1 protein-coding gene is annotated in these 1,035 nt (G+C 63.4%); it reads right to left on the minus strand.

Features of this window, described 5'->3' with window-relative positions; all coding sequences use genetic code 11:
* A partial coding sequence (locus H2Z84_RS14860) for an Ig-like domain-containing protein (protein ID WP_181836681.1) occupies nt 1–1,035 on the minus strand: 1,035 nt, incomplete at both ends.

Raw genomic sequence — 1,035 nt, forward strand, 5'->3', positions numbered from 1 at the left:
GCGTCCAGCTGTTGTTGGTCACGGTGGCGCTGTAGTGGGTGCCGTTCAGCACCACGTCCACCTTCTGGCCGTCTTCCACACCCGTAGTGCTACCGCTGATGGTCAGCGGCTGGTTGTGTTCGGCGGCATTGACGATGTTGTCGCCAGCCAGGGTGGTGGCGATAACAATGGTCGGTGCGGTGGTGTCCCGGACGGCGCTGTCACTACCTTGTGCCGAGGTGTTACCGGCCACGTCGGTGATGGTAGCAGCCACCGTCAGCGTGCCGCCTTCGGCCGGGGCGGTCGGCGTCAATACCACCTGACCCGCAGTAATTTCAGCAGCAGTCAGCACATGACCCGGCTGAGCCGTACCGTTGATGGTGACGTTCAGCGTATCGCCAGCCTTGGCATCTGCCGGCAGGCCGATGTTGACGGTATCTGTCGTCGCGCTGCCCTGCTCAGCCTTGTTGATGAAGCCATCGTTGTTGGCATCGGTGGTGATGACTACGGTCGGGGCCGACGGTGCGGTGGTGTCCAGCTTGGCGCTGTCACTACCTTGTGCCGAGGTGTTACCAGCCGGATCGGTGATAGTGGCGGCAACAGTCAGCGTGCCGCCTTCGGCCGGCGCAGTCGGGGTGATCACCACCTGGCCTGCAGTAATTTCAGCGGCAGTCAGCACGTGACCCGGCTGGGCCACGCCATTGATGGTGACGTTCAGCGTATCGCCAGCCTTGGCATCTGCCGGCAGGCCGATATTGACGGTGTCAGTCGTGGCGCTGCCCTGCTCAGCCTTGTTGATGAAGCCGTCGTTGTTGGCATCGGTGGCGATGACCACGGTCGGTGCCGACGGGGCGGTGGTGTCCAGCTTGGCGCTGTCGCTACCCTGAGCCGAGGTGTTGCCAGCCGGATCGGTGATGGTGGCGGCAACTGTCAGCGTGCCGCCTTCGGCCGGTGCAGCCGGAGTGAGAACGACCTGACCTGCAGTGATTTCAGCAGCGGTCAGTACGTGACCCGGCTGGGCAGTACCGTTAATGGTGACGTTCAGCGTGTCACCCG

This window comes from Aquitalea aquatica (assembly GCF_013911085.1).
Classification (GTDB): Bacteria; Pseudomonadota; Gammaproteobacteria; order Burkholderiales; family Chromobacteriaceae; genus Aquitalea; species Aquitalea aquatica.